Genomic DNA, 20,773 nt, shown 5'->3' with positions numbered 1-20,773 from the left:
CTCAAACCTCGAGCGGCGTGGCGGCGCGATTGAGCTCGGCCAGCGACAGGTTGCGGTCGAACAGCGAAGCCAGGCTCTGGTCATGGCTGACGAACAACAGGCTGGCGCCCGCCTCGCGGCATTCGGCGAACAACAGTTGAAGGAAGGCTTCCCGGGCGTCGTGGTCCAGGGCCGAGGTCGGTTCGTCGGCGATCACCAGTTCCGGCTGGCCGATCAATGCCCGGGCGGCGGCCACCCGTTGTTGCTGGCCGATCGACAGCGCATCGGCGCGGCGCCCGAGCAAGTCCGGGTCCTTGAGACCCAGGTGTGCGAGCAGGGTCGCGGCGGCCTGGTCGACACTGCCATGGCGCTGGATCGCCCGCTGCGCGCGCAGCTTGGAGAAGTGGCAAGGCAGTTCGACGTTCTCGCGGACCGAGAGAAACGGCAGCAGGTTGAACTGCTGGAAGATATAGCCGGTGTGGTCGACCCGAAACCGATCACGGGCGCCGGCCGACAAGTCGGTCAACTCCTGGCCCAGCAGGCGGATGCTGCCACGGCTGGGTGTCTGCACCCCGCCCAGCAGGCCGAGCAAGGTGGTTTTGCCGCTGCCGCTGGGGCCCTTGAGGAACAGGGTTTCCCCCGGCTCCAGGCGAAACGCCGGGATGTCCAGCAACTGCGGGTGACCGGGCCAGTTAAAGCCCAGGTCGGACAGTTCGATCAGTGCTTGGGTCATGGGAACTCAATATCACCTGCAGAGCGCGGTCACCTGTGGGCGCTGGCTTGCCTGCGATGCAGCCGACGCGGTGTATCAGTGACACCACGTCGATGCCATCGCAGGCAAGCCAGCTCCTACATCAACCGTGTGGGGTCAGAATTTCAGGGTCGCGGCAGCCGCCGTTGCTTCAACACCCTGCTGGCCGCTTGGGCCGATCAGTTGTACCTGAATTTTCTGGGTGGCGGGGAAGGTCTTGAAGATGTTCGCCAGGTCGAGATTTTTCAGCGCAGTGGGGTTGGCGCAGGTGAACTGGTAGTGAGCGTGGATTTCACTGTGATCGTGGTCATGGGCGGCCGCGCCTTTGCCATCGGTGGCGTGGTCATGATCATCGTCTGGCTTGTCGCCAAACAGCGGGCTTTCCAGCTCCTGGGTGCTGACCACGCAACCGGCAGCCTTGGGCAGGCTGAACAGCACCAGCGGTTGTTCCAACTGCTTGCGGGCGGCGGCGACCTTGGCTTTGTCGGCGTTGGTGGTGGCCAGGTGTTCGAAACCCACCAGGTTCATCGCCGGGCTTTCCAGCTCCAGTTCCAGCGCCTTGCCGTCCAGCACCGCATTCAGGCGGCCAACGCCGTGTTCGTGGGCGTCCAGGCTGCCATGTTCATGGTCATGATCGTGGTTATGTTCGTCGGCGGCCTGGGCGGCCAGTGGCAACAGGGCAAACGGCAAAGCGAGCAACAGGCGGCGCATAGGGAGACTCCAGGGCGTGAATGAAGATTTTGTTATGTGATCTTATAACAAAAGTGCCGAGAGTTTGACCCTCTGCTTGGCGTTGCGCAAGACGCGTGGGAGCATGCTCGTCAGAAAAGTGCTGGAGGACGAGCAATGATGCGAATTCGTGGAACCATCGGCGAGCTGCCCGTGGACTTGACCCTGGAACTGGACGACAGCGATTGGGCGCGGTTGGGCGTGCACCTGCAGACGGCCACGCCGGCGCCGGATGCAGTGCCCGCCGCTGCGCCGGCCAATCAGGATGAAAACCTGTGGCAGGCCGCCCAGGACCTGCTGCGCGAGGCCGGGCAACTCAGCGGGTTGGAGTTGTCGGATCGCCTCGAAGCGCTGGCCGGCAGCGCCCAGGCCGGCAAGCGCCTGCTAGTGCGCTTGCGCCATAGCGCCAAGGTGAAGGTGTCCAGCGGCGGGGATACGCCGCAGTACAGTTGGATCGCGGATTAGTACAGCGCGGCGAACAACTTGCGGCGATACACCGTGACCAGCGGGTGGTCGTTGCCCAGCAACTCGAACACTTGCAGCAGCGTCTTGTGCGGCAGGCCTTCGTTGTAGCTGCGGTTGCGGATAAACAACTTCAGCAAGCCTTCCAGCGCCGCGTCGTATTGCTGGCGGGCCAATTGCTGCACGGCCAGTTGATACGCCGCTTCATCGTCTTGCGGGTTCTGCGCCAGGCGTGCCTTGAGGTCAGCGGTGTCCGGCAGGTCGGCCGCCTGGCGCAGGAAAGTGATCTGTGCCTTGGCGCCGGCGAGGGCCGCCTTGTGCGCGTCGCTCTTGACCGCATCGAGCACGGCCTGCGCTTCGCCCAGTTCGCCACGCTCGGCCAGGCAGCGGGCGTAAAGGATCAACGCGGCGGCGTTGGTGTTGTCTTCACCGAGCAAAGCCACCAGCACCGCCTCGGCCTCACTGATCCGGCCTTCGGCAAACAGCGTCTGGGCCTGTTCCAGCGGGTCCGCCTCAGCCGGTGGCGGCATCTGCACATGGGGCTCCAGCAGTGCGCGAATCTCAGACTCGGGCTTGGCCCCGGCAAACCCATCCACCGGCTGGCCGTCCTTGAACAGCACCACGGTCGGCAGGCTACGAATGCCAAAGCGCGCGACAATATCCTGCTCGGCTTCGCAATCGACCTTGGCCAGCAGTAACTCGCCCTGATAACTCTCGGCAATCTGCGCCAGCAACGGCATCAACGCCTTGCACGGCGCACACCATTCGGCCCAGAAATCCACCAGCACGGGTTTGTGGAACGAGTTTTCGATGACCGCCTGGTCGAAGGTGGCGGTGGTGACATCGAAAATGTAGGGCGTGGGCTCACTCATGGGGTATCTCGAAGAAAGCGGGAATGGGGCAACTATAAGGCTTGGTGGGGTTGGCTGAAAGCGTGGGCAGGTCAAACAGGCTTTGTAGGCGCCGGCTTGCCGGCGATGGCCTCAAGACCTGCGCGAATGGTACAGACTCACTTTACGAAACTCCCAAGGCTCCGCCAGGTCCGGCAGCGTCAGCGCCTCGAGGATCCCCAGCCGTTGGTAATCGGGATGTTGGAAATCGCGTACCCGCGAATCGGCGACCAATGCTTGCCGTCCGCGTGTGAGGAATTGATCCAGCAGCGGCAGGTTCGCCCGGTCGTACAGCACGTCGGCCACCAGGATCAGGTCGAAACGATCGGCTTCGGCAAAAAAATCCGCCGAATAACCCAGCGTTACGCCATTGAGTTGCGCATTCGCACGGCAGGCGCCCAGTGCCAGTGGGTCGAGGTCGCAAGCCACCACTTCCAGGGCGCCGGCTTTCACGGCGGCAATCCCTGCCACCCCGGAGCCGGCGCCAAAATCCAGGACGCGCTTGCCCGCCACCCACTCGGGGTTGGCGGCCAGGTAGCGGGCCAGTGCCAGGCCACTGGCCCAGCAGAAGCTCCAGTAGGGCGGCTCATGGAGGATGCGCCGAGTTTCTTCGGGGCTGAAGGCGCGGTCCATGTTGTCGGCGTCCAGCAGCCACAACGACAGGTCGGTGCCCGGTAACGGGCAGGGCACCAGTTGCGCGTCGCCGATCAGTTCGCTCAAGGCCCGTTGCAGGTGCAGCGGTGGCGTCATGGTGCGCGAACGAGTTGCAGCGGCCCGGTGGTCTGGGTGATCGGCTGTTGGATGCGCACCGCCGGCAGGTGCAGGATCAACTGCCCGGACTGGCTGGCACGCCCTCGCAGCTCAACGCGGGCACCGGCGGGGAACGCTTGCGGGTTGAAGCGCAGGCGAAAGGCCAGCGGTTTGTTGTTGCCGATCAGCACGCTGCTGGCCAGCAGTTGTTGCGGGCGGCTGCGGTCGTCGATCACCAGCAGTGCCAGTTCCACTTCGGCGCCGGCCGGTACGCCGTTGAGGGTGCCGCTCACTTCACGCTGGTAGGCCGGCAATGGCCCTAGCGGTTCCTGGCCGGGGATTTTTTTCTCTTGTTGCGGCGTGGGTTGCGGGGCCGCTGGTTTTGGCGCTTCGCTGCTGCACGCGACCAGGAAACTGAACATTGTGAGTAAAACCAGCGGTCGTAACGGCATGTACGGCTCCAAAAAGGGCAAAAATCCGTGAACTAAACATAAGAAACATAATAGTCAGCCTATATACCGTAAAGGCTATGGCTTGTCTTGCCACGGGGATGCGCTACCATGGCCCTCCCTTTTTTTGTTGCCTGCCACCATGCACTGTCCCTTCTGCGGTGCCAACGACACCAAGGTCATTGACTCGCGTCTGGTCGCCGAGGGCGATCAAGTACGTCGCCGGCGCGAATGCCTGGCCTGCGGTGAACGTTTCACCACCTTCGAAACCGCCGAACTGGTACTGCCACGCCTGATCAAGTCCGACGGCAGCCGCCAGCCCTTTGACGAAGACAAATTGCGCGCCGGTATGCAGCGCGCCCTGGAAAAACGCCCGGTGAGTGTCGAGCGGCTGGAGGCGGCGCTGGCGCATATCAAGCACAAGCTGCGCGCGACTGGCGAGCGCGAGGTCAAGAGCCTGGTGGTGGGAGAACTGGTGATGGGCGAGCTGCAAAAGCTCGACGAAGTTGCCTACATTCGTTTCGCCTCGGTGTATCGACGCTTCCAGGACCTCAACGAGTTCCGCGAAGAGATCGACCGCCTGGCCCGTGAGCCGGTCAAAGAATGAACCCTCCTTCTGTAGAACAGGCTGTGCTCGACGCCCATTACATGGCCCGCGCCCTCGAATTGGCGCGCAAGGGCCTGTACACCACCCATCCCAACCCTCGGGTCGGCTGCGTGATTGTGCGCGATGGGCAGATTGTCGGCGAAGGCTGGCACGAGCGCACCGGCGAGCCCCATGCCGAGCCCAACGCCTTGCGCGCCGCTGGCGACAAAGCCCGCGGTGCCACGGTGTACGTGACGCTTGAACCGTGCAGCCATTATGGTCATACGCCGCCCTGCGCCGATGCGCTGGTGAGCGCTGGCGTGGCACGGGTGGTCGCGGGTATGCAGGACCCGAACCCGGAAGTGGCCGGGCGTGGCATGCAGCGCCTGGCCCAGGCCGGTATCGAGGTGCTCAGCGGCGTGCTGGAAAGCCAGGCGCGTGCCCTGAACCCAGGGTTCCTCAAACGCATGGAGCATGGCCTGCCGTTTGTGCGGGTCAAGCTGGCGATGAGCCTGGACGGCCGCACCGCGATGGCCAGTGGCGAGAGCCAATGGATCACCGGCCCCGCCGCCCGCGCCGCCGTGCAGCGCCTGCGTGCCCAGGCCAGTGTGGTGCTGACCGGTGCCGATACCGTGCTGGCCGATGGTGCGCGCCTGACCGTGCGTGCCGCCGAACTGGGCCTGGATGCCGAAACCACGGCCCTGGCCATGTCGCGTCCACCGCTGCGCGTGCTGATCGACGGTCGCCTGCGGGTGCCGCTCAATGCGCCGTTCTTCAAGGCCGGGCCGGCCCTGGTCATCACCTGCGTGACCCCGGAGAACCAGTTCCCCCGTGGCCCGGAATGCCTGGTGGTGCCGGGTGTCGACGGCCAGGTCGACCTGCGCTCGGCGCTGGTGGCGCTGGCGGCCCGTGGCGTCAACGAGGTGCTGGTGGAAGCCGGCCCAAGCCTGGCGGGCGCGTTTGCCCAGCAGGGCCTGGTGGACGAGTATGTGATTTTCATCGCTGGCAAGTTCCTGGGCTCCGCCGCCCGGCCTTTGCTGGACTGGCCGCTTGAGAAACTGGCCGACGCCCCCCAACTCAAGATCACTGAAATGCGCGCTGTAGGCGACGACTGGCGAGTCACTGCCATACCTGTGCCAGCAGCGAGCGTATAATTCCTACCGGGCGCCCAGGCGCCCGTACCGTTTTCCAGGAGAAGGCCATGTTCACCGGCATTATCGAATCCATCGGCAGCATCCGCGCCATGACCCCCAAAGGCGGCGACGTGCGCCTGCTGGTTGAAACCGGCAAGCTGGACCTTGCCGACGTCAAGCTGGGCGACAGCATCGCCGTCAGCGGCGTGTGCCTGACCGTCATCGAACTGCCGGGCAATGGCTTTGCCGCCGACGTCAGCCGGGAAACCCTGGACTGCACCGCGATGAATGACCTCAAGGCCGGCAGCCCGGTCAACCTGGAAAAAGCCCTGACCCCGACCACCCGCCTGGGCGGCCACCTGGTCAGCGGCCATGTCGACGGCGTCGGCGAAGTAGTGGCACGCAGCGAAAACGCGCGGGCCGTGGAATTTCGCATCCGTGCGCCGAAAGAATTGGCTAAGTACATCGCCCACAAAGGCTCGATCACCGTCGACGGCACCAGCCTGACCGTAAACGCCGTGAATGGCGCCGAATTCGAACTGACCATCATTCCCCACACCCTCAGCGAAACCATCATGGCGTCTTACCAGCCAGGTCGCCGGGTGAACCTGGAAGTCGACTTGCTTGCCCGTTACCTGGAGCGCCTTCTGCTTGGCGATAAGGCCGCAGAGCCAACCACTGGGAACATCACCGAAAGTTTTCTGGCCGCTAACGGCTACCTGAAATCCTGACCAAGGGGGTGCCGCGTGGCGCTCAATAGCATCGAAGAACTGGTTGAAGATATCCGCCAAGGCAAGATGGTCATCCTGATGGATGACGAAGACCGCGAGAACGAAGGCGACCTGATCATGGCCGCCGAGTTGTGCCAGCCTGAACACATCAACTTCATGGCCAAGCACGCCCGTGGCCTGATCTGCATGCCCATGAGCCGCGAGCGCTGCGAACTGCTCAAGCTGCCGCTGATGGCACCGCGCAATGGTTCTGGGTTTGGCACTAAGTTCACCGTCTCGATTGAAGCGACCACCGGCGTGACCACCGGCATCTCTGCCGCTGACCGCGCCCGCACCGTGCAAGCCGCGGCTGCCAAAGACGCCAAGGCCGAAGACATTGTCAGCCCTGGCCACATCTTCCCGCTGATGGCCCAGCCCGGTGGCACCCTGGCCCGTGCCGGCCATACCGAAGCTGCCTGCGACCTGGCGCGCATGGCCGGTTTCGAGCCGAGCGGGGTGATCTGCGAAGTGATGAATGACGACGGCACCATGGCCCGTCGCCCGGAGCTGGAAGCCTTTGCCGCCGAGCACAACATCAAGATCGGCACCATCGCCGACCTGATTCACTACCGGATGATCCACGAACGTACCGTTCAGCGGATTGCCGAGCAGCCGCTGGACAGCGAACTGGGGCATTTCAACCTGGTGACCTACCGTGATTCGGTGGAAGGCGACGTGCACATGGCGCTGACCCTGGGCAACATCTGCGCCGAAGAGCCGACCCTGGTGCGCGTGCACAACATGGACCCGCTGCGCGACCTGTTGATGGTCAAGCAGCCGGGCCGTTGGAGCCTGCGAGCCGCCATGGCTGCGGTTTCCGAGGCGGGCAGCGGGGTCGTGCTGCTGTTGGGTAACCCGGTGGATGGCGACGTGCTGCTGGCCCATATCCGCGAAAGCGCTGACCAGGTGCCGGTGAAAAAACCGACCACCTACAGCATCGTCGGCGCCGGTTCGCAGATCCTGCGTGACCTGGGCGTGCGCAAAATGCGCTTGATGAGTGCGCCAATGAAATTTAATGCGATATCCGGTTTCGACCTGGAAGTAGTAGAATACGTGCCCTCCGAATAAAGGCCGGCGATTGTCGCACCTTGTTCGCGGTTCAAATATCACTAAGGGGCGCGTCAGATACGCGTCCCGGCTCTTTAAGAGATTTGTCGAATGACCCTGAAGACCATCGAAGGTACCTTCATCGCCCCCAAAGGCCGCTACGCCCTGGTGGTTGGCCGCTTCAACAGCTTCGTGGTTGAAAGCCTGGTAAGCGGTGCCGTGGACGCCCTGGTTCGCCACGGTGTGAGCGAAAGCGATATCACGATTATCCGTGCCCCTGGCGCCTTCGAAATTCCACTGGTTGCGCAGAAAGTCGCGCAACAAGGCGAATACGCAGCAATCATCGCCCTGGGCGCGGTCATTCGTGGCGGCACCCCGCATTTCGAATACGTGGCTGGCGAGTGCACCAAGGGCCTGGCCCAGGTGTCCATGGAGTTCGGCGTGCCAGTGGCCTTCGGCGTCCTGACCGTGGATTCCATCGAGCAAGCCATCGAGCGTTCCGGCACCAAGGCCGGTAACAAAGGCGCTGAAGCTGCCCTGTCCGCGCTGGAAATGGTCAGCCTGCTGTCGCAGTTGGAGGCCAAGTGATTTCCGACGAGAGCGATCGTTTCAACCCGCGCGAGCCACGTCCTGCGGACGCCGGCAAACCATCGAAGAACGAAAAGCGCCGGGCTGCCCGTCAGTTGGCGACCCAGGCGCTGTATCAGCGTCAGATGGCGGGTACTTCGCTGAACGAAATCGAAGCGCAGTTTCGCGTCGACAACGATTTTACCTTCGCCGACCTGCCGTACTTCCACGACATCCTGCACGGTGTGCATGCCAATCTGAGCGAGATCGACACAGCCCTGGCACCCTGCCTGGACCTGACCCTCGAAGAGCTGGACCCGGTTGAACTGTGCGTGATGCGCCTGTCCACCTGGGAGCTGCTCAAGCGCGTTGACGTGCCTTACCGCGTAGTGATCAACGAAGGTATCGAATTGGCGAAAGTCTACGGTTCGACCGACGGTCACAAGTTCGTCAACGGCGTGCTCGACAAGCTGGCCCCGCGCCTGCGTGAAGCCGAAGTGAAGGCGTACAAGCGCTAACCTGCGCTTGGCTCCCTGATGGGCGAGTTCGAGCTGATCCGCACCTACTTCGCCGCCGCGCCCTGTGCGCAAGGCGGCGAGGGCATTGCCCTGGGGATCGGCGACGACTGCGCCTTGCTGGCGGTTCCCCCCGGGGAACAGCTGGCAATTTCCACCGATACCCTGGTGGCCGGCGTGCACTTTGCCGACCCCTGCGATCCGTTCCTGCTCGGCCAGCGCTCGCTGGCGGTGGCAGTCAGCGATCTGGCGGCCATGGGCGCCAATCCCCTGGCCTTTACCCTTGCACTCACCCTACCGACGGTCGCGGCCGATTGGTTGCAGCGCTATGCCCAGGGTTTGAACGCCATGGCCCAGCGCTGCGGCGTGGGCCTGGTGGGCGGCGATACCACTCGTGGGCCGCTGAGCCTGACCGTCACCGTGTTTGGCCGTGTCCCGGCGGGCCTGGCGTTGACCCGCAGTGGCGCGCAGCCGGGCGACCTGCTGTGTGTCGGCGGTGACCTGGGCAATGCCGCCGCAGCCTTGCCGTTGGTGTTGGGCCAGCGTAGTGCCGCGGCGGATGTCGCCGAACCGTTGCTGGGCCATTACTGGTCGCCGCAACCGCAGTTGGCCCTGGGCATAGCGTTGCGTGGCAAGGCGACGTCTGCGTTGGATATTTCCGACGGCCTTCTAGCCGATTGCGGGCATATCGCCAAGGCGTCAGGCGTAAGCCTGGTGATCGAGCGGCAACGGCTGCCGCTGTCGGCGGCGCTGCTGGCCTTTCTCGGCGATGACGGTGCGCGGGCTGCCGCCTTGAGCGGTGGCGACGATTATGTCCTCGCGTTCACCCTGCCGCCCGCTGAGCTGGCGCCGTTGCTGGCCGACGGTTGGCCGGTGCAGGTTGTCGGGCGTGTGGAAGCGGGGGCGGGGGTCAGGCTGCTGGATGCCCGCGGCCACGACATCACCCCGGCCGTGCGCGGCTATCAGCATTTTCGCCAGGCGCCGTGACACGGCGGGCTGCGCTACCCTTTACAGCGTTGTAGAACAGATCGCTTTTCCCAGGAGGACGTCATCATGGGGCTACGTCGCTGGTTGCTGATCCTGCTGTGTGTTGTCGCGCCTGGCGTGTGGGCCGATGACAGCTCTGAAGTGCCCAGCCAGATCCGTCTGGCCAGTGAAACCTGGAATGACTACACCAACGCTGACGGCAGCGGCCTGGCCTGGGATGTGTTGCGGGAAATCTTCGAGCCGGCCGGGGTCAAGGTCAAGATTCGCAGCGTGCCCTACACCCGCTCAGTCGGCCTGGCACGGCGGGGCGAAGTGGATGCCTGGGTCGGCTCCTATCATGATGAAACCGAAGGCGTGCTGTACGCCCGCTGGAACTATGACGCCGACCACATCTACGCCCTGGGCCTGGCGGGCAGCCCCGTACCGACCCTGGTGACCCTGGGTACTTACCGCCTGGCCTGGGTGCGCGGCTACAAGTACGAGGAGTACCTGCCCAATATTCATCGTTTCAACCAGATCGAGCGTCGTGGCGGGATTTTGCCGATGCTCCAGCACGGGCGGGCCGACTTCTACATCGATGCCCTGGCCGAATTGAAATACATCCTGGGCCAAGCCGACGACCCGTCCGCGTTCAAGCTCACGCACATTGCCGAACTGCCGTTGTTCCTGGGGTTTACCGACAATGAGCGGGGGCGGGCGCTGATGGCGTTGTTTGACCGGCGCATGGAGGCGCTGGTGAAAAGTGGCGAGTTGAAACCGATTTTCCAGCGCTGGAATCAGCCGTATCCGTTTTGACGCCCATAGAACCAAGGCAAAGGCCAATCGAACCGATTGATCTTTATCAGCGATAATTCAGCTTAAGCGTCTGTAGGAACGTGCTGTTACAATGCCTGCCTCTGTGAAATCTGAAATCAGGAGCACACGGTGCCCGTCGTTTTCGTCGCTGCTTCCAAGCTGCCTACCCCTTTTGCCACGTTTACCATGCATGGCTTTCTTGAAAAAGCCTCCGGGCGCGAGCATGTCGTGCTCAGCCTGGGCGATGTGGCCGATGGCGCCCCGGTCCTGGGCCGCGTGCACTCCGAGTGCCTGACCGGTGACGCACTGTTCAGCCAGCGCTGCGACTGCGGTTCGCAACTGGAAGCCGCCTTGCAAGCCATCGCCCGTGAAGGCCGTGGCGTGCTGCTGTATCTGCGTCAGGAAGGCCGGGGCATTGGTTTGCTGAACAAGATCCGCGCCTACGAACTGCAAGACGGCGGCGCCGACACCGTAGAAGCCAATGAGCGCCTGGGCTTTGCCGCCGATCAGCGCGACTACGGCATCTGCCTGCCGATGCTCGAACACCTGGGCATCCAGTCCCTGCGCCTGATGACCAACAACCCGCGCAAGGTCAACGCCTTGACCGAGATGGGCATCACCGTTGCCGAGCGCGTGCCGCTGCACACCGGGCATAACCCGCACAACAAACTCTACCTGGCGACCAAAGCCAGCAAGCTCGACCATATGATGGGCAACGAGCATCAGGGCGAGGTCGACCGGGCGTGACGCGCGGCCAGGTCAAGCGGCGGCTGTCCTTCAGTTGGTGGCAGTACCTGGCGCTGGCGTTGCTGCCGTTGTTCGTGATCAACCTGGTGTTTGGTCAGGGCGAGCCGCTGTTGCCAGTGTTGGCGATGCCGTTCTTTATCGCCGGCGTTGCCTCGATGTTTGCCAGCCTGCGTTACTTCCATGGCTATAAACATGCGCTGATTGCCACCTCCAAGGCCCTGGATACACCTGAAGAGCCCGCCGCCTGGATCACCCTCGCGGCTCGTCGACGCACGGCGCTGCTGGTCGCGGCGTTCCCGGCCTGGATCGGTGCGCTGGCCGTGTTCGTCGGCCTGGAGGCAGTGCCGCTGTTTCTCCTGGCCTTGTCGACCCTGGTGCTGTTCTACCTCTATCGCATCCCGCGTCAGCTCGGTTGATGCGCTTGTGGCTGGCGGTTCTGCTGCTGGCCGCCAGCGCGTCGGCGGCGGCGGTCGAGCGGGTGGTCAGCCTCGCACCGTCCCTATCTGAAATCGTCGTTGAGCTGGGTGCGAGCGATCTGCTGGTGGGCGTGCTCGACGGCGGCGAGCGGCCTGACGCGCTGCGCAATGTGCCCTCGGTGGGCCGTTATGGGCAGTTGGACCTGGAGCGACTGCTCAGCCTGCAGCCTGACTTGTTGCTGCTCTGGCCCGGCAGCGTCGGCCCCGCCCAGCGCGAGCAGCTCAAACGCCTGAACATCCCGATCTACGTCGCCGAACCCCATAGCCTTGAACAACTGAGCAGCCAGGTCGAAGTCATCGCCCAACAGCTGGGCCGCGCCGAAGCCGGTCGCCAACTGGCCGCCCGCTTGCGTCAACGCTTGGCCGAGTTGCGCCAGCGCTATCAGCGTAGCGAGCCGTTGCGCGTGTTCTACCAGGTCTGGAACCAACCGCTGTACACCGTGGGCGGTGGGCAGATCATCAGCGATGCGCTCAGCGTATGTGGCGCGCGCAATGTGTTTGACGACCTCAAGTTGCCAGCCCCGCAGGTCAATATCGAGTCGGTGTTGCAGCGTGATCCCCAGGTGATCCTCGCGGCGGATCAAGCGCAACTGGACGACTGGAAGGCCTGGCCCCAGGTGGCGGCGGTGGTCCAGGGGCGCTTGCTGATCGTGCCGGATAAAGGGCTGGAGCGGCCCAGTGGGCAGATGGTGGAGGCGGTGGCGAGGTTGTGTCAGGTGATTGCGCCGAACCGCTAAGACCGCTATCGCAGGCAAGCCAGCTCCCACATTTGACTGTATTCACACATCAAAAGGTGGGAGCTCGGCAGTGCAGAATATTTTGGCCACACCACAGAACAAATGTGGGAGCTGGCTTGCCTGCAATGGCGTCGGCCCGGACAACCTCAGAGCTGCGGCGTCCACGTCACCCCAAGCATCCACGTCCGGCCTTCTTCGCGGTACGGCTGGTTGTTCGCGAAGTTCGGATCGTCATAGCTGTACCACGCCCGTGTATAGCGGCGATCCAGCAGGTTATCGACCTTCAGCGACAGCGCCACTTCCCGATTCAGTGCCCAACCGCTGCGCAATCCCACCAGGTAATAGCCCGCTAGCCGGTTTTTATTGTACTCGTCGTCGTAGCTGCTGCTGATGGCCTGCCAGCTGGCGCCCAGGCTCAATTGGTCGAACTGCCGATCCAGGTCCAGGTTCAGGGTGCGCCGGGCACGACGGGCCAGGGTGTGGCCGCTGTTGCGGTCACGTGGGTCGATGATCGACAGGCCGAGGTTGCCTTGCCAGCCGAAGAACTCCTGCTTGAGGGCGGCTTCGAAGCCGTTGATGCGGGCGGTGGCGACATTTTGTGGCTTGCTGCTGGCGTCGAGGATGATCGCGTCTTTCAGGTCGGTGCGGTACAGCGAGGCTTCCAGGCGTGTGCTGTCACTGAGCTGGCTGCGCCATTGCAATTCATAGCTTTTCGATGTCTCTGGCTGCAGGTTCGGATTGCTGTACTGGGTGTCGGGGTAGTACAGGTCATTGAAAGTCGGTGCGCGAAACCCTTCGCTGTAACTCAGCAATACGTCGTTATCGCTGTTGACTGGCAAGGTCAGGGTGCCGCTCCAGCTGTTCTGCCCTCCAAATTGCTGGTTCTGGTCGCGGCGCAGCCCCAGTTCGGTGGAAAACCACTCGCCCTTGAAACGATGCTGGATAAATGCGGCACGGTTCCAGCGGCTGTTTTCGCTGAACGTGGTGCTGCCGTGAAAGCGGTCTTCATACCAATCACCGCCCAGAATCAGGCTGTTCTGCTGGTCGAGCGTCAGGTCGTTCTGCCAGTTGATCGAGTCGCGATAGGTGTTGAACACACTGAAGTCAGCACTGAGCTTGTCGCGCTTGGTGTCGCGGTTTTCGCTGTGGCCCAGCTCTACACGGGTCTGCCAGGCCTCGTTGAGTTGGGCGTCGATGTAAGCGCTGGCGCTGCTGACGGTGTAGTCGGTATAGGGCTTCTGGCCGACACTTTGCCCGGTAGCGAAATCATAGCGTCCAAAGCTGTTGTCATATTCCGACTTGCCCCGGCTATCCAGCAGGTTAAAACCCACCTCCAGCTCATCGCTGAACTCATGGCTAAGGTTCAAGCTCAGCGACTTATTGCGATAGGCATCATGGTCGCGGTCGCTGGGGAAGGAGGCGTGGCTCCAGTCGATACCGGCCGTGTCATCCAGGCTCGCGCCCAGGTTGAAGCGCGTGCGTTGATCACCGCCCGACAGGCCCAGGCTGCGCTCCCAGGTGTTGTTGCTGCCAAAGCCCAACTTCAGGCGCGGTTGCAGGCCTGGTCCGGCATTGCGTCGGGTAAATATCTGGATCACCCCGCCAATCGCGTCACTGCCGTAAATCACCGAGCGCGATCCGCGCAGCACTTCCACCCGTTCAATCTGGTCGACATTCAAGTATTGCAGGCCACTGTCGCCAGAGGTGGCATTGGCGATCCGCTGGCCATCCACCAGCACCAGGCTTTGCGCCGACTTGGTGCCGCGTATGAAGATCCCCGGCAAGCTGCCCCGGCCACCGGTCCGCGCCACTTGTACACCGGGCACGCGGCTGAGCAGGTCGGTCACGCTGGAGGGTTGCAGGCGGTCGATATCGTCGCGAGTGAATACGGTGTTGGCGGCGCTGCTGTCATTGCGCGCCTGCACCTGGCGGTTGGCGCTGATGACCACATCGGGGAGCTTCAGGGCGGCGTCGCGGGTGTCGGCGAGCAGCTCTGGAGTGGGTAGGAGCAGGAGTGGCAGGGCAAGTCGAAGGTGTTTCATGGGCCGTCCATGGGTTCCAAGGCAATACAAAACAAATGTGGGAGCTGGCTTGCCTGTGATGCAGACACCTCGGTCTTTCAGATAGACCGGGGTGATGCTATCGCAGGCCAGCCAGCTCCCACAATTTGATCCGGTTTACAGGCCGAGCAAGGCCATGCGCTGGCGAACCGCAGCCTCGATCCCCGCTTCATCCAGCCCGCACTCAGCCAGCATCTGCGCCGGCTTGGCGTGCTCCACATAAATGTCCGGCAAACCCAGGTGCAGCACCGACTTGAGGATATTCTCCCGCGCCAGGAACTCACTGACTGCCGCACCGGCGCCGCCCATGATGGCGTTTTCTTCAACCGTTACCAGCAATTGATGGCTGCCGGCGATCTCGCGCACCAGGGCTTCATCCAGGGGTTTGACGAAGCGCATGTCGATCACGGTGGCGTCGATTTTTTCCGCCACTTTCAGGGCTTCGGCCAGTTGCACGCCGAATACCAGGAACGCAGTCTGGCTGCCCTGGCGCCGCACGATGCCCTTGCCGATCTCGATCGGCTCCAGGTCTTTCTCGATCAGCGCATTCGGGCCGTTGCCACGGGGGTAGCGTACCGCTGCGGGGCCGTTGTACAGGTGGCCGGTGCTGAGCATCTTGCGCAGCTCGTTCTCGTCGCTTGGGGTCATCACCAGCATGCCGGGGATGCAGCGCAAGTACGACAGATCAAAGCTGCCGGCGTGGGTCGGGCCGTCTTCGCCCACCAAGCCGGCGCGGTCGATGGCGAACAGCACGTCGAGGTTCTGCACCGCCACATCGTGGACAAGCTGGTCATAACCGCGTTGCAGGAACGTGGAGTAGATCGCCACCACGGGCTTGGCGCCTTCGCAGGCCATGCCAGCGGCAAAGGTCACTGCGTGTTGCTCGGCAATCGCCACGTCGAAGTAGCGCAGCGGGAAACGCTCGCTGAACGCCACCAGGTCGGAGCCTTCCTTCATCGCCGGGGTAATGCCCACCAGGCGCGGATCGGCGGCGGCCATGTCGCACAGCCATTCGCCAAACACACCGGAGTACTTCGGCCCACTGGCCTTTTTCGGCGCCGCCACGGGCGCGTCCAGCGGTTCGAGCTTGGTGATGGCGTGGTAGCCAATCGGGTCGACTTCCGCCGGGGCGAAGCCTTTGCCTTTCTTGGTGACGATATGCAGGAACTGCGGGCCCTTGAGGTCGCGCATATTGCGCAGGGTAGCGATCAGGGTCGGCAGGTCGTGGCCGTCGATAGGGCCGATATAGTTCCAGCCCAGCTCTTCGAACAGGGTGCCGGGGACCAGCATGCCCTTGGCGTATTCTTCGGTACGGCGGGCAATTTCCCAGGCGCCGGGCAGGCGGGACAGCACTTTTTTGCTGCCCTCGCGCATGCTGGCGTAGGTGCGGCTGGACAGGATCTTCGCCAGGTAATTGGACAAACCACCGACATTGCGCGAGATCGACATGTCGTTGTCGTTGAGGATCACCAGCATGTTGGCGTCCACTTCCGGCGCATGGTTCAGCGCTTCAAACGCCATGCCGGCTGTCAGTGCGCCATCACCGATCACGGCAATCGCCTTGCGATCGCTGTTTTGCAGACGGGCGGCAATCGCCATGCCCAGGGCTGCGCTGATCGAGGTGCTGGAGTGGCCGACGCCAAAGGTGTCGTATTCGCTCTCGGAGCGGCGCGGAAAGGCGGCGATGCCGTCCTTCTGGCGCAAGGTGGCCATGCGCTCGCGGCGTCCGGTGAGGATTTTGTGCGGATACGCCTGGTGGCCCACGTCCCACACCAGCCGGTCGTCCGGGGTGTCGAATACGTAATGCAACGCGATGGTCAGCTCGATGACGCCAAGGCCGGCACCAAAATGCCCACCGGTCTGGCCGACCGTGTAGAGCAATTCCAGGCGCAACTCATCGGCCAGGGTTTCCAGCTCGGCTTCACCCAGGCGGCGCAGGCCGGCCGGCGTGTTAGCACGGTCCAGCAGAGGCGTGGTCGGGCGCTTGCGGGGAATCTCTTGAAACGTCGTGGGCATCAGGCGAATCGTTATAGGTATAGAAGAGGCGGCAGTTTACCTCAAGCATCGCAAACTGCCCACGCAGAGCACCGAACTTGGCCGATATGCGGCGGTAAAGGCCGCTGTAATCAGTGGCGGCGTTCGACGATATACCGCGCCAGGTCACGCAGCGGCTCGGCTGCCGCGTCGAATGGTCGCAGGGCGGCCAGGGCCTGGTCGCGCAGCTCCAGGGCATAGGCCTTGGCGGCTTCGAGCCCCAGCAGTGACGGATAGGTCGGCTTGTCACGGGCAATATCGGCGCCCTGGCGCTTGCCGAGGGTCGCGGTATCGCTTTCTACGTCGAGAATATCGTCCTGCACCTGGAACGCCAGGCCGATGGCCCGGGCATAGGTCTGCAAGGCGGCCAACTGCGCCGCTTCGGCGCGGCCACTGGCCAGGGCGCCGAGGTGCACGGCAGCCTCGATCAGCGCACCGGTCTTGTGCCGGTGCATATATTCCAGGGCTTGCTGGTCCAACTTGAGGCCCACCGACCCCAGGTCAATCGCCTGGCCCCCGACCATACCGGCCGGGCCCGCAGCGCTGGCCAACGCGGTGACCATACGCAGGCGGATCTCGGCATTCACGCCGCTCAGGCGCGGATCAAGCAAGGCGCTGAACGCCAGGCTTTGCAGGCCGTCACCGGCGAGGATCGCACAGGCTTCGTCAAAGGCTTTATGGGTAGTGGGCTGGCCGCGACGCAGATCGTCATCGTCCATCGCCGGCAAATCGTCATGCACCAATGAATAGGCATGAATCAACTCCACCGCACACGCCGCGCCATTGGCTTGCGCGGCGTCCACGCCCAGCGCCTCGCAGGCCGCATAGGCGAGCAATGGCCGTACGCGCTTGCCGCCGTTCATCACGCTGTAGCGCATGGCCTCATACAACCTGGCCAGCTCCGGGCTGGGTGCCACAAACAGCGGTTCGAGCGCAGCATTGACCCGGGCCTGACTGCTGGCCTGATAAACGTCGATCATTGCGCTTGTTCCGCGTCGAAAGGTTCTTCGGCCAACTCCCCATCCCGTTCCAGCAATACCTGGACCTTCTGCTCCGCCTGCGCCAGGGCGCTCTGGCAGTCGCGGGTCAGGCCGATACCTTGCTCGAACGCCGTCAACGAGTCTTCCAGCGACAACTCGCCGTTCTCCAGACGCTCGACCAGGGTTTGCAGATCGGCGAGGGATTGTTCGAAATCGAGTGCAACTTTTTTGCGGGCCATGGCGGCTATTCCGGTTGACGGTAAACGGGCGCGACACTAGCAGATAGGGGGTGGAGGGGCAAATGAGGGGCGCTTGGGCACGCCGGGGTTTTTCAGTCATACAGCCAAGGCTTCAGCTCCTAAGCAGCTCAATGAAATGGTCAGGAAGATGCTGGATGAGCATCAGGACGTGGCCCAACCCGGCGACTTCGAGCTCGATGACATCGTACTGCTGCGTGAAGCTAATGGTTTTGCCCAGCAATGGGTTGGCAGCATGACGCGGGAAATCCTGGCAGAAGAGCGCGCCCTGCAAAACAAATGGGGCGACCTGCTGAACTAGCCGTTGCGCGCCGTGCCGGTTTCCACCAGACGTGCAAACTGGCACTGACCCTGGGCCTGTTCCAGGCTGCCCTCAAACGCCACCAGCCCTGCATGCACTTGCTGCAGGGCTTGGATCTGCGTCATCAACTCGAGTTTCTTTTGTGCTATCGCCTGGTTGGCGCGCTGCCAAGGCAGTTCATTGCCACGGTACCCGTGAAGAATCCCCTGCAACTCCTTGAGCTTGAAGCCCAACTGCTGCGCGCACTTGATAAACGTCAGCAGCTCAACGCTCTGCGCCGAATACACCCGATACCGCCCCTCGCGTTGCGGCTGCGGTAGCAAGCCGATGTCCTCGTAGTGACGAATCGCCTTGATCGTCGTGCCTGACAACTGCGCGGCTTTACCGATGTACATGCAGGTCCTTTCCTAAAAGAGTGTGCGGGCCTTCTTCAGCCACTTGTCGCGCTGCGCTGCAGTAGAGCCCAGCAGTGGGCCGAACATCAACGTCTTGATCGGCTTGATGCCACAAAACTCAAGGGTGGTCTTGCGCATTTGGTGCAGGCCGGGCATGCGGTAGAACCAGCGGTAATACCACGGTGGCGTATCCATGGTCACCAGCAGGTGGGCGGTGCGGCCCTTCAAGAGCTTGTCGGGGAACGCCTTGCCCTTGCGGTATTTGAAGGCGAAGCCGGCAAGGAAGATCCGATCGATAAACCCCTTCAACAACGCCGGAACACCGCCCCACCAGATGGGGAACACGAACGTCAGATGAGTAGCCCAGAGGATGTCGGATTGGGCGCCGAGCAAGTCGGGCTCCAGGGGTTGGGCCTGGTGATAGGCATGGTGCAGGATCGGGTCGAACGTCAGCTCGCCCAGGCGCAGGAGACGTACCTCATGCCCGGCGTTTCTGGCCGATTGCAGGTAGGTCTCGGCGAGGGCCGAGCAGAAGCTGGTGCTGGAGGAGTGGCCGAGGATGACCAGGATGCGCTGAACCACGGGAAAGCCCTTGGGGAAATGATCTTCAGCGTAGGGTCTGCCGTATAGGGGAGAGTCAAGGGCCCTACAAAAAAGCCTGCCGTGTAAGGCAGGCTTGGCGCTGTTGCTCACATCAGTCCGGGAGGCTGGAAAGTGGCGACAGAATATCGCTCCACACCTTGTCCCGCAGATGGGGCAGTTGGCTCTTCTCCAACTCGGTCAGCCCGTAGCCATCCGGGTTCTCCAGCACATCGAAGAATTTGACGATGCGGCAGTTGAAACGCGTGTCATCCAATCTTTCGTTAACGATGTAGATAGGCAGTGCCTTGACGTTGAACAGGCGAGTAACACCCAGGAATTTCCCGATGCTGAATTTGAGGGTGTAGGCCAGTTTTGAGTTACGGCTTTCGGGGTGATAACTGACGAAGTCGCCGAACGCGTAGATCACCAGCGCATCCTGCTTGCCAGGGCGCGGGATAAGTTCTGCGGGCTGGCTGACATGCGCATGGTTGCCAAGGATCGTGTCTACACCGCAGGCAATCACCTTGCGTGCGGCTTCCACGATATTGAGGTGGGGGTACATCTCGAACTCCCAACCCCAGTGGCAGTAGGCGATGATCCAGTCCGCCCCCTTGGCTTTGGCGCGGGCGACCTGTTTTTCGATCAGTGAGTAGTCGGGCGCCGGGTTTACATCGTTGAAGCGCACCACGTTGGCCAGGTACGCCTTGTCAGGCGATGGGTCGCGGCCATTGAGGTCAAAGGTGTAGGCCAGCAAGGCAACCTTGATGCCGTTTTTTTCCACCACCACCACGTCATCCTGCTCGGCCTGGCTGGCGGCAGTGCCGGCATAGTAGGCGCCGGATTTTTTCAGTACATCGAGGGTGGCGAGTACGCCTTGTTCATCCCAGTCCATGGCGTGGTTGGTCGCGGTACTGAAGAAGTTGATTTTCGCCTCGTCACGGAACTTGCGGAACATCGCCTCGGATGTATTCATCTGGGCCGGTTGCCCTTTGGCCTGATGGCGTCCCGGTTTTCTGTGGCAGTCAACGGTCGATTCCAGGTTGGCGCTGACGATGTCTGCGCTGCTGTAGAAATCCGTGATGTCGTCGAACAGGTGCGGGGTGTTTTCCGGGGTCAGGACATCGACCGCCAGCAGGTCTCCGGCACATGAAACCGAGACCGAACGCAAAGGCGGGTTGCCGAAGCCTGGGTCTATCGGCGATTGATTCAGGTTGAAGAAGTTGAACGCCTGGGACTCAAACAGCTCCTCCAGCCCGGAGCCTTTCTCGGCCACTTCAAGTTGATTGAACCAGTAGCGGTAAAGCCATTTGAGTTTTTGGAAAGGCTTGCCCGAGATGTCGTACACCCCGGTTTCTGGCTGTGGGTAGTGGAATTGCTCATAAAAGATGTAGCTGGCCAGAAGTACCGCGAGTCGGGTCAGGGCGCGCAGGTCAATGTGCTTGAGAGCCGGCGGGATGATCCCGAACGGCGGGCCTTCGATGATTTCATCGAGGGTGATGCCGGCGCTCAACTTGGCAGGATCGGCCAGCACGGGCTGGATCGCGGCAAACACCTTTTGCGGGCCCTCCTGCGCCACCCAGCCGAACAGCAGTCGGGCGCACTCCTGCTCATCGGGGCTGAGCGTCTCGGTCATCTTCAGCTCGCCCGTGGCTACGCGGCTGAGTGTGGTGACGACCTCATCCTGATGCTGGTCGAGACGGGTCTGGACCTTTTGCATGACCTCTTTTAACGCTTGCACCAAATATGCACTCATCATGAACATCCTCTGTGGTTTGAGTGGGTACCCCACCGATA

24 protein-coding genes and 1 pseudogene are annotated in these 20,773 nt (G+C 62.6%); 13 read left to right on the top strand and 12 right to left on the bottom strand.

Annotation, left to right across the window (positions count from 1 at the left end):
• Position 1: 1 nt before the first annotated feature.
• Entirely contained in the window at positions 2–712 is a 711-nt protein-coding gene (locus HBO05_RS08525) for an ABC transporter ATP-binding protein (protein ID WP_169951343.1), read from the bottom strand.
• Positions 713–847: 135 nt separating this feature from the next.
• Positions 848–1,441, bottom strand: a complete 594-nt coding sequence (locus HBO05_RS08520) for a DUF2796 domain-containing protein (RefSeq protein ID WP_172312337.1) — start codon at positions 1,439–1,441, stop codon at positions 848–850.
• A gap of 135 nt (positions 1,442–1,576) precedes the next feature.
• Between HBO05_RS08520 and HBO05_RS08515 the strand changes: the two genes are divergently transcribed.
• Positions 1,577–1,924 (top strand): hypothetical protein, encoded by a 348-nt coding sequence (locus HBO05_RS08515; RefSeq protein ID WP_172312335.1) that lies wholly within the window; start codon positions 1,577–1,579, stop codon positions 1,922–1,924.
• Here the strand turns inward: HBO05_RS08515 and trxA are convergent.
• The 3 genes from trxA to HBO05_RS08500 form a co-directional block, all read right to left on the bottom strand.
• Positions 1,921–2,793 (bottom strand): thioredoxin, encoded by an 873-nt coding sequence (trxA, locus tag HBO05_RS08510; protein ID WP_172312333.1) that lies wholly within the window; start codon positions 2,791–2,793, stop codon positions 1,921–1,923. The genes HBO05_RS08515 and trxA overlap by 4 nt on opposite strands.
• Positions 2,794–2,904: 111 nt before the next feature.
• Positions 2,905–3,561 carry a 50S ribosomal protein L11 methyltransferase gene (locus HBO05_RS08505; protein WP_170041645.1) on the bottom strand — a complete coding sequence of 219 codons (657 nt, stop codon included), beginning with the start codon at positions 3,559–3,561 and terminating at the stop codon, positions 2,905–2,907.
• Complete coding sequence (locus HBO05_RS08500) at positions 3,558–4,013, bottom strand: YbaY family lipoprotein (protein WP_169951333.1); 456 nt, start codon at positions 4,011–4,013, stop codon at positions 3,558–3,560. Before HBO05_RS08500 ends, HBO05_RS08505 begins: the two co-directional genes overlap by 4 nt.
• Positions 4,014–4,152: 139 nt before the next feature.
• Here HBO05_RS08500 and nrdR point away from each other — a divergent pair, with 139 nt between their 5' ends.
• The 11 genes from nrdR (at position 4,153) to HBO05_RS08445 (ending at position 12,370) form a co-directional block, all read left to right on the top strand.
• Positions 4,153–4,617, top strand: a complete 465-nt coding sequence (gene nrdR / locus HBO05_RS08495) for a transcriptional regulator NrdR (RefSeq protein WP_057439031.1) — start codon at positions 4,153–4,155, stop codon at positions 4,615–4,617.
• Entirely contained in the window at positions 4,614–5,750 is a 1,137-nt protein-coding gene (gene ribD, locus HBO05_RS08490; RefSeq protein WP_170058485.1) for a bifunctional diaminohydroxyphosphoribosylaminopyrimidine deaminase/5-amino-6-(5-phosphoribosylamino)uracil reductase RibD, read from the top strand. The genes nrdR and ribD overlap by 4 nt, the downstream gene beginning before the upstream one ends.
• Positions 5,751–5,797: 47 nt before the next feature.
• Entirely contained in the window at positions 5,798–6,460 is a 663-nt protein-coding gene (locus HBO05_RS08485) for a riboflavin synthase (protein ID WP_172312331.1), read from the top strand.
• 15 nt (positions 6,461–6,475) lie between these two features.
• Positions 6,476–7,567, top strand: coding sequence for a bifunctional 3,4-dihydroxy-2-butanone-4-phosphate synthase/GTP cyclohydrolase II (gene ribBA / locus HBO05_RS08480; protein WP_169951326.1), 1,092 nt, complete (start codon positions 6,476–6,478; stop codon positions 7,565–7,567).
• A gap of 90 nt (positions 7,568–7,657) precedes the next feature.
• On the top strand, positions 7,658–8,134 hold the full coding sequence (ribE, locus tag HBO05_RS08475; protein WP_003176356.1) for a 6,7-dimethyl-8-ribityllumazine synthase: 477 nt from the start codon (positions 7,658–7,660) through the stop codon (positions 8,132–8,134).
• A complete protein-coding gene (gene nusB / locus HBO05_RS08470; RefSeq protein WP_029299437.1) occupies positions 8,131–8,631 on the top strand; it encodes a transcription antitermination factor NusB in 501 nt (166 codons plus the stop codon). The genes ribE and nusB overlap by 4 nt, the downstream gene beginning before the upstream one ends.
• 18 nt (positions 8,632–8,649) lie before the next feature.
• Entirely contained in the window at positions 8,650–9,615 is a 966-nt protein-coding gene (thiL, locus tag HBO05_RS08465) for a thiamine-phosphate kinase (RefSeq protein WP_169951324.1), read from the top strand.
• A 66-nt stretch (positions 9,616–9,681) separates the two neighbouring features.
• Positions 9,682–10,410, top strand: a complete 729-nt coding sequence (locus HBO05_RS08460; RefSeq protein WP_172312329.1) for a transporter substrate-binding domain-containing protein — start codon at positions 9,682–9,684, stop codon at positions 10,408–10,410.
• Positions 10,411–10,539: 129 nt separating this feature from the next.
• A complete protein-coding gene (gene ribA / locus HBO05_RS08455) occupies positions 10,540–11,157 on the top strand; it encodes a GTP cyclohydrolase II (protein ID WP_169951320.1) in 618 nt (205 codons plus the stop codon).
• Complete coding sequence (locus HBO05_RS08450) at positions 11,154–11,573, top strand: nuclear FMR1 interacting 1 family protein (RefSeq protein ID WP_169951318.1); 420 nt, start codon at positions 11,154–11,156, stop codon at positions 11,571–11,573. The genes ribA and HBO05_RS08450 overlap by 4 nt, the downstream gene beginning before the upstream one ends.
• A complete protein-coding gene (locus HBO05_RS08445; protein ID WP_172312327.1) occupies positions 11,573–12,370 on the top strand; it encodes a cobalamin-binding protein in 798 nt (265 codons plus the stop codon). The genes HBO05_RS08450 and HBO05_RS08445 overlap by 1 nt, the downstream gene beginning before the upstream one ends.
• Positions 12,371–12,516: 146 nt before the next feature.
• Here the strand turns inward: HBO05_RS08445 and HBO05_RS08440 are convergent, their stop codons facing one another.
• From HBO05_RS08440 to HBO05_RS08425, 4 genes are all read right to left on the bottom strand, one after another.
• Positions 12,517–14,412, bottom strand: coding sequence for a TonB-dependent receptor (locus HBO05_RS08440; RefSeq protein WP_172312325.1), 1,896 nt, complete (start codon positions 14,410–14,412; stop codon positions 12,517–12,519).
• Positions 14,413–14,547: 135 nt separating this feature from the next.
• On the bottom strand, positions 14,548–16,446 hold the full coding sequence (gene dxs / locus HBO05_RS08435; protein ID WP_170041652.1) for a 1-deoxy-D-xylulose-5-phosphate synthase: 1,899 nt from the start codon (positions 16,444–16,446) through the stop codon (positions 14,548–14,550).
• A 110-nt stretch (positions 16,447–16,556) separates the two neighbouring features.
• Positions 16,557–17,444 carry a (2E,6E)-farnesyl diphosphate synthase gene (gene ispA, locus HBO05_RS08430; protein ID WP_172312323.1) on the bottom strand — a complete coding sequence of 296 codons (888 nt, stop codon included), beginning with the start codon at positions 17,442–17,444 and terminating at the stop codon, positions 16,557–16,559.
• Positions 17,441–17,683 carry an exodeoxyribonuclease VII small subunit gene (locus HBO05_RS08425; protein WP_029299452.1) on the bottom strand — a complete coding sequence of 81 codons (243 nt, stop codon included), beginning with the start codon at positions 17,681–17,683 and terminating at the stop codon, positions 17,441–17,443. Before HBO05_RS08425 ends, ispA begins: the two co-directional genes overlap by 4 nt.
• A gap of 136 nt (positions 17,684–17,819) precedes the next feature.
• On the opposite strand from HBO05_RS08425, the gene HBO05_RS08420 reads away from it, so the two are divergent.
• Positions 17,820–18,002, top strand: a complete 183-nt coding sequence (locus HBO05_RS08420) for a hypothetical protein (protein WP_172312321.1) — start codon at positions 17,820–17,822, stop codon at positions 18,000–18,002.
• On the opposite strand, the gene HBO05_RS08415 is transcribed toward HBO05_RS08420, so the two are convergent.
• The 3 genes and pseudogenes from HBO05_RS08415 to HBO05_RS08405 form a co-directional block, all read right to left on the bottom strand.
• Positions 17,999–18,397 (bottom strand): MerR family transcriptional regulator, encoded by a 399-nt coding sequence (locus HBO05_RS08415; protein WP_172312319.1) that lies wholly within the window; start codon positions 18,395–18,397, stop codon positions 17,999–18,001. The two genes, HBO05_RS08420 and HBO05_RS08415, sit on opposite strands and share 4 nt — an antisense overlap.
• Positions 18,384–18,979, bottom strand: a pseudogene (locus tag HBO05_RS08410) (NAD(P)H-dependent oxidoreductase). The gene HBO05_RS08415 and the pseudogene HBO05_RS08410 overlap by 14 nt, the downstream one beginning before the upstream one ends.
• Positions 18,980–19,091: 112 nt before the next feature.
• Complete coding sequence (locus HBO05_RS08405; protein WP_169951299.1) at positions 19,092–20,732, bottom strand: CapA family protein; 1,641 nt, start codon at positions 20,730–20,732, stop codon at positions 19,092–19,094.
• Positions 20,733–20,773 lie beyond the last annotated feature (41 nt).

The sequence above is a fragment of the Pseudomonas sp. WS 5079 genome (assembly GCF_012985465.1).
Classification (GTDB): Bacteria; Pseudomonadota; Gammaproteobacteria; order Pseudomonadales; family Pseudomonadaceae; genus Aquipseudomonas.
The sequence above is the reverse complement of the archived record's forward strand: the minus strand, read 5'-3'. Positions and strand labels throughout refer to the sequence as shown.